Origin of the sequence: Stagnihabitans tardus (genome assembly GCF_009925085.1) — a bacterium.
GTDB lineage: Bacteria > Pseudomonadota > Alphaproteobacteria > Rhodobacterales > Rhodobacteraceae > Stagnihabitans > Stagnihabitans tardus.
In genome coordinates, this window is record NZ_JAABNR010000023.1 from 43,131 (window position 1) to 49,130 (window position 6,000).

At 67.2% G+C, this 6,000-nt stretch carries 7 protein-coding genes; 4 read left to right on the forward strand and 3 right to left on the reverse strand.

Going from position 1 to position 6,000, the window contains the following annotated elements:
• Positions 1–65: 65 nt before the first annotated feature.
• Positions 66–557: a peptidoglycan-binding domain-containing protein gene (locus GV832_RS17960; protein ID WP_168776260.1), complete on the reverse strand. Its 492-nt coding sequence runs from the start codon at positions 555–557 to the stop codon at positions 66–68.
• A gap of 52 nt (positions 558–609) precedes the next feature.
• Positions 610–1,017 carry an OB-fold nucleic acid binding domain-containing protein gene (locus GV832_RS17965; RefSeq protein ID WP_168776261.1) on the reverse strand — a complete coding sequence of 136 codons (408 nt, stop codon included), beginning with the start codon at positions 1,015–1,017 and terminating at the stop codon, positions 610–612.
• Between the two features lie 97 nt (positions 1,018–1,114).
• On the opposite strand from GV832_RS17965, the gene GV832_RS17970 reads away from it, so the two are divergent.
• The 4 genes from GV832_RS17970 (at position 1,115) to hisG (ending at position 4,872) form a co-directional block, all read left to right on the forward strand.
• Positions 1,115–1,438 (forward strand): 2Fe-2S iron-sulfur cluster-binding protein, encoded by a 324-nt coding sequence (locus GV832_RS17970; RefSeq protein WP_168776262.1) that lies wholly within the window; start codon positions 1,115–1,117, stop codon positions 1,436–1,438.
• Positions 1,439–1,524: 86 nt separating this feature from the next.
• Positions 1,525–3,090: a histidine--tRNA ligase gene (gene hisS, locus GV832_RS17975; protein ID WP_168776263.1), complete on the forward strand. Its 1,566-nt coding sequence runs from the start codon at positions 1,525–1,527 to the stop codon at positions 3,088–3,090.
• A gap of 31 nt (positions 3,091–3,121) precedes the next feature.
• On the forward strand, positions 3,122–4,201 hold the full coding sequence (locus GV832_RS17980) for an ATP phosphoribosyltransferase regulatory subunit (protein ID WP_227754515.1): 1,080 nt from the start codon (positions 3,122–3,124) through the stop codon (positions 4,199–4,201).
• Complete coding sequence (gene hisG, locus GV832_RS17985) at positions 4,198–4,872, forward strand: ATP phosphoribosyltransferase (protein WP_168776264.1); 675 nt, start codon at positions 4,198–4,200, stop codon at positions 4,870–4,872. Before GV832_RS17980 ends, hisG begins: the two co-directional genes overlap by 4 nt.
• A gap of 92 nt (positions 4,873–4,964) precedes the next feature.
• Here the strand turns inward: hisG and GV832_RS17990 are convergent, their stop codons facing one another.
• A complete protein-coding gene (locus GV832_RS17990; RefSeq protein ID WP_168776265.1) occupies positions 4,965–5,846 on the reverse strand; it encodes a DMT family transporter in 882 nt (293 codons plus the stop codon).
• Between the last annotated feature and the right edge of the window lie 154 nt (positions 5,847–6,000).

Here is a 6,000-nt window from a genome sequence, read left to right on the forward strand (position 1 = left end):
GAGGCGCTCTGGTGGCGCTCTGGTGGCGCTTGCGTAGCCCGGGGTATACCCCGGGTTCCGCCCCCTTATTGCACCGGCGTCAGCACCAGCCCCAGCATCTGCGCGGCTTTCAGCGACAGGACCGTCGTGTCCAGCCCGTGATCGGCCTGGAAGCGGCGGATCGCGGTCATGGTCTCGGGCGAAAGCACCCCGTCCAGCGCGCCGAGGTAATAGCCCCGCGCCCGCAGCGCCCGTTGCAAGGTCAGGATCGTGTCGGGCGTCAACTGGTCATAGCAGGGCGTGCGCACCCAGACGGTCCTGGTGTCGCTGACCATGCGCTGGCGGCTTTCGCTTCGATAGCTGCCATCGGCGAGCCTTTGCGTCACGGTCACGGTCTCGATCACGGCGGGGATCGTGTCGCGGCCCCAGCAGGCGCCCGCGGGCCCCTCGGGCTGGCGCGCGGCATCGCCGGGAATGGCCTCGGCCGAAAGGTCCAGGGTCTCGGGCGCCGAGACCGGCACTTGCGCCCCGCAACTGGCCAAAAGCACCAGAAGTGCCGAAATCGTCCTTGCCCGCATGTGCCCCTCGTTTTGCGGCATCATAGGCGGGGCGGCGGCACTAGGGAAGCCTTCAGGGTTGATCCCCCGCCCGGGCGCCCTCGGGCCTCAGGCGGGCTTCCGGCGCCAGGAGGTCGTCGAGCAGGGCCGAGCAATCCTCGATCACCTCGGCCACGACATGGACCACCCCGGCCTCGCGCTGCAACCGCCCCGTGACGCGCAAGAGCCGCCCCGCGATGACGGCCCGGCGGAAGCGCTCATAGATCTTGGCCCAGACCACGACATTGGCGGTGCCGGTCTCGTCCTCCAGCGTCAGGAAGATTACGCCCTTGGCCGTGCCGGGTCGCTGGCGCACCAGCACGAGCCCCGCCACGACGACACGGGCCCCGCCCGGCGGTTCCACCAGCCGCGCCGCCGGAATGGCCCGGGGCGGGCGCGGCCAGGTGTTCGGGGCGGGCGTCGGGGTCAGCCAGTCGGACATGGGAACGAATATGGAACAGGCGCAGCCCTAAGTCCAGAGGGGGTGGAACTGCGGGCCGACCTGCGCTAAGTCGATGCCAACCAGTCAAGAGGGCAAGATGGCGAAGATCACCTATGTGGAATTCGGCGGCAAGGAACATGTGGTCGAGGTGGCCAATGGTCTGACCGTCATGGAAGGCGCGCGCGACAATGGCATCCCGGGCATCGAGGCCGATTGCGGCGGCGCCTGCGCCTGTTCGACCTGCCATGTCTATGTCGATGCCGCCTGGGTCGACAAGCTGCCCAAGAAGGATTCGATGGAATCCGACATGCTGGACTTCGCCTGGAACCCCGATGCGACCCGCTCGCGCCTGACCTGCCAGCTCAAGGTCTCGCCCGCGCTGGAGGGGTTGAAGGTCTTCATGCCCGAAAAGCAGATCTGATCTTTGGGGGCCCCGCTCGGGCCCCTTTGTCTTGAAGGCGGGCTTTGGACGGGCTAACAGGGGCGCGACCGTCAAGGGAGCCCGCCATGGCCGAAAAGATCCGCGCTGAGAAGACATATCGGCCCAAGGCCGAGACGCCCAAGGGCTTCCGCGACTATTTCGGCGCGGAAGTGACCGAGCGCAAGGCGATGCTGGACCGCATCGCCGAGGTCTATCACCGCTATGGCTTTGATCCTTTGGAGACTTCTGCGGTGGAAACCGTCGAGGCCCTGGGCAAGTTCCTCCCCGACGTGGACCGCCCGAATGAGGGGGTTTTCGCCTGGCAAGAAGCCTCTGAAGGTGCGGACGCCGATTGGCTGGCCCTGCGCTATGACCTGACCGCGCCGCTCGCGCGCGTCGCGGCGCAATACCGCAACGACCTGCCCTCGCCCTATCGCCGCTATGCGATGGGCCCGGTGTGGCGGAACGAGAAACCCGGCCCGGGGCGGTTCCGGCAGTTCTATCAATGCGACGCGGATACGGTTGGGTCGTCCTCGGTGGCGGCCGATGCCGAGATCTGTGCCATGCTGTCGGATGCTTTGGAGACCGTGGGGATTCCGCGTGGCGACTATGTGGTGAAGGTGAACAACCGCAAGGTGCTGAACGGAATTCTTACGTCGGTTACAGGTGGTCTTGAGCGCTACGAAGTCGCCTCAATGACGCCGGAAGAAAGAAAAGAATATCGCGCCCTAGAGTTGGCGGGCTTGGAAAATGATCCGGCTGTCGATCCGATCATGCGCACTCTCGACAAGTTCGATAAAGTTGGGATCGAGGGTGTGAGAGAGTTGCTGACCTACGGAAGAAAGGACGCCTCGGGCGCGTTCATTGATGGCGTCGGACTTTCTAGCGATATGGCCCAAGGATACGTCAACTTCCTAACCGCCAAAGGGTCGTCAAACGAATCCACTTTGCGCCGGCTTCGCGAGATTCTTGCTCACTCCGCGATTGGTTTGGAGGGGGTGGACGAACTCGAAGAGATGGCCAAACTCCTCGACTGTCAGGGCTATGGCCCCGACCGCATAGTCATTGACCCTGGCGTCGTCCGGGGCCTCGGCTACTACACCGGCCCGGTTTACGAGGCCGAGCTGACCTTCGAAATCCTCGACGAGAAAGGCCGCAAGCGCCAGTTCGGCTCCGTCGCGGGTGGGGGGCGCTATGACGGCCTCGTCAAACGCTTCACCGGCCAGGACGTGCCTGCGACCGGAGTCTCCATCGGCGTGGACCGCCTCCTCGCAGCCCTCCGCGCCAAGGGCCGCGTCACCGCCGATACCACCGGCCCCGTCGTCGTCACCGTCATGGACCGCGAGCGGATGGCCGATTACATGGCCATGGTGGGGGACCTCCGCCAGGCCGGCATCCGGGCGGAAGTCTATCTCGGCAATCCCAAGAACTTTGGCAACCAGTTGAAATATGCCGACAAACGCCAAAGCCCCGTCGCCGTCATCCAGGGCGCGAACGAGGCCGAGAAGGGCACCGTGATCCTCAAGGACCTGATCCTCGGCGCCAAGATCGCCGAGGGCGCTTCCTTGGAGGAATGGAAATCCCGCCCCGCCCAGGTCGAAATCCCCGTGGCCTCACTGGTGGCCGAAGTCCGCAAGATGCTCGCCCCATGACCGCGCGCCAAACCGCCCGCCCCGAGGCCTCATGCTGACCAGGCTCGCCATCCGCGCCGAGGCCGAGCGCGCCTTTGCCGCCTTCCGCGCCACGGGGGCGGCCGAGGTCGAGGCCGATCTGCTCCTGCCCGCCGGAACCCTCCTTGACCTTTACGGCGAGGATATCCGCGCCCAGGCCTATGTCACGCATGACCCCGACCGGGGCGAGATGATGCTGCGGCCCGACTTCACCGTCCCCGTGGTCCAGGCCCATATGCTCCACGGCGCCGACCCCGCCCGCTATTGCTACATGGGCGAGGTCTTCCGGCAAGAGGACGAGGCCCCGCAGACCCTGCAGGTGGGCTATGAGATCTTCGACCGCAGCGCCCCGCAAGAGGCCGATGCCGAGGTCTTCGCCCTCTTCCGCGACGCTTTGCAGGGGCTCCCGGTGACCCCGGTGACCGGCGATATCGGCATCCTCATGGCCGCCGTGAAGGGGCTGGAGACGACCGAGCGCCGCAAATCCGCCCTCCTCCGCCACATCTGGCGGCCCGCCCGCTTTCGCGCGCTGCTCGACCGCTTCTCGGGCCGCGCACCCGTGGCGCCCGCCCGCGCGGCCCTGCTTCAGCACCTGGCCAGCGGCACCGCCTCCGACCTGATCGCCGCAGCCGGCCCCCTCATCGGCCTGCGCGACGAGGCCGAGATCGCAGCCCGCGCCGAGGCGCTTCTGGAGGACGCCGCCACCCCGCCGATCCCCGCCATCGCGGCCGCCATGCTCTACGACCTCCTCCAGCTCCAGGCCCCGGCCCGCGCCGCCCTCTCCCACCTCCAAGCCATCGCCCCGCATCTGCCCGCCATCGCCCCCGCCGTCGCGACCTTTGCCCAAAGGCTCGACGCGCTGGACCGGCGCGGCGTGGCGACCGAGGCGCTGCCCTTCGAGGCCAGCCTCGGCCGCGCCTCGATGGAATACTACGACGGCTTCGTCTTCTCCTTCCGCCACGGCACGCAGACAATCGCCACCGGAGGCCGCTATGACGCCCTGACCGAGGTCCTGGGCCGTGGGGCCTCGATCCCGGCGGTCGGCGGCATCCTGCGCCCGCATCTGATGGCCGAATTGAGGGGGCCGAAATGATCCGCATCGGCGTGCCGTCCAAGGGGCGGCTGATGGAAAAGACCTTCGACTGGTTTGGGCAGCGCGGGTTGAAGATGACCCGCACCGGCAACGAGCGCGAATATGCGGGCGCGGTGGAGGGGGCTGACAATGTCTCCCTCGTGCTGCTTTCGGCGGGAGAGATCCCCCGCGAACTGGCCGCGGGCCGCATCGACCTCGGCGTCACCGGCACCGACCTGGTGCGCGACAAGCTGGCCAATTGGGAGACCAAGGTGAGTGAGGTCGCCCCCCTGGGTTTCGGCCATGCCGACCTGGTCATCGCCATCCCGGCCTGCTGGATCGACGTGGAAACGCTCGACGACCTGGATGCGGCGGCCAGCGCCTTCCGCCGCGCCCATGGCCACCGCCTGCGCATCGCCACGAAATACCACCGCCTGGTCCGCGATTTCCTGGCGTCTCATGGCGTGGCCGATTACCAGCTGACCGACAGCCAGGGCGCCACCGAGGGCACGGTCAAGAACCAGACCGCCGAGGCGATTGCCGATATCACCTCCTCGGGTGAGACTTTGCGGGCCAACCACCTGAAGATCCTGTCGGACGGGTTGATCCTGCAAAGCCAGGCGACGCTTTACCGCGCCACCCTCTCCCAGGGCCCCGAGATCGACGCTTTGATCAAGCGCATCGGCTTCTGATCCCATTCATCTTTTCATAAATATCCCGCTGGGGTCTGGGGAGGGTCGCACCCTCCCCAGCACGGGGGTCCGGGGGTGTGAAACCCCCGGGCCTATCCGCGCGCGCGACGGCTGGCCAACATGACACCCACCGCCGCCAGCCCCATGCCCGCCCAGCCGAGCGGCGCCAGGGCCTCTCCCAAAAGCGGCCAGGCGAAAAGCGCGGCGAGGGGCGGCACGAGGTAGAAGAGCGCCGAGACCCGCGCGACCTCTCCGGCCCGGATCATGGCGAGGAGGAGCGAGATGGCGAGGAGCGAGTTGCCCAGCACGAGATAGGCCATGACGGCGATGAATTCCCAGTCCCAGGAGATCGGCGCGCTTTCGGTCCAAAGCGCCAGGGGCAGGGTGACGGCGGCGCCCACGGCATATTGGATCAGGTTGGCGGTGATCGGATGCTGGGTGACGCCGAAGCGCTTTTCGTAAAGCGCGGCGCCGGTCATGCCGAAAAGCGCGATTGCGGTGCAGATCAGGCCGAAGGGGCCCTGGGTCTTGAGCTCGGCATGGGAGAGGATGACGGTCCCCGCGCCGATCAGCCCCAAGGCGAGCCCCGCCCAGGTGCGGGGTGAGACGGGTTCTCCGGCAAAGCGCGGGGCGAGGAGGCCCACGAGGATCGGTTGCAGGCAGACCACGATGGCCACGGTGCCCGAGGAGGTGCCGGATTTGAAGGCCAGGTAACAAAGGCCGAAATAGACGACCTGGATCAGGAAGCCCGTCACCGCGACATCGAACCCGGCCCGGAAGCTCTTGGGCAGCGGCGGGCGCAAGATCAGCGCGAGGGGGGCCAGCAGCACCAGCACAAGCGTGTAGCGCAGGGCGAGGATCGTCATGGGCTCGGCATGGGCGATGCCGATCTTGGCGATCGGAAAGCCCGCCGACCAGAGGAGCAGGAAAAGCACGGGGGCTGCGGCGAGCCAAAGGGGGCGCTTGGAGGTCATTGCCCCTTTTGTCATGGACTTGGACGCCCCGTCAGCCTGTTTGCGACACCTTTCGGGCGGGTGGGTCCCGGAATTTCCGAAGGGGCAGGGCCCCTGCGGAAATTCCGGGAGGACGCCGGGGGGGAGGGCGCTGCCCTCCCCCCCGGACCCCCCT

Excerpts from the sequence above, each read along its gene's own strand:
- GV832_RS17960 (WP_168776260.1), bottom strand. The coding sequence starts at position 557 with ATGCGGGCAAGGACGATTTCGGCACTTCTGGTGCTTTTGGCCAGTTGC.
- GV832_RS17965 (WP_168776261.1), bottom strand. The coding sequence starts at position 1,017 with ATGTCCGACTGGCTGACCCCGACGCCCGCCCCGAACACCTGGCCGCGC.
- GV832_RS17970 (WP_168776262.1), top strand. The coding sequence starts at position 1,115 with ATGGCGAAGATCACCTATGTGGAATTCGGCGGCAAGGAACATGTGGTC.
- hisS (WP_168776263.1), top strand. The coding sequence starts at position 1,525 with ATGGCCGAAAAGATCCGCGCTGAGAAGACATATCGGCCCAAGGCCGAG.
- GV832_RS17980 (WP_227754515.1), top strand. The coding sequence starts at position 3,122 with ATGCTGACCAGGCTCGCCATCCGCGCCGAGGCCGAGCGCGCCTTTGCC.
- hisG (WP_168776264.1), top strand. The coding sequence starts at position 4,198 with ATGATCCGCATCGGCGTGCCGTCCAAGGGGCGGCTGATGGAAAAGACC.
- GV832_RS17990 (WP_168776265.1), bottom strand. The coding sequence starts at position 5,846 with ATGACCTCCAAGCGCCCCCTTTGGCTCGCCGCAGCCCCCGTGCTTTTC.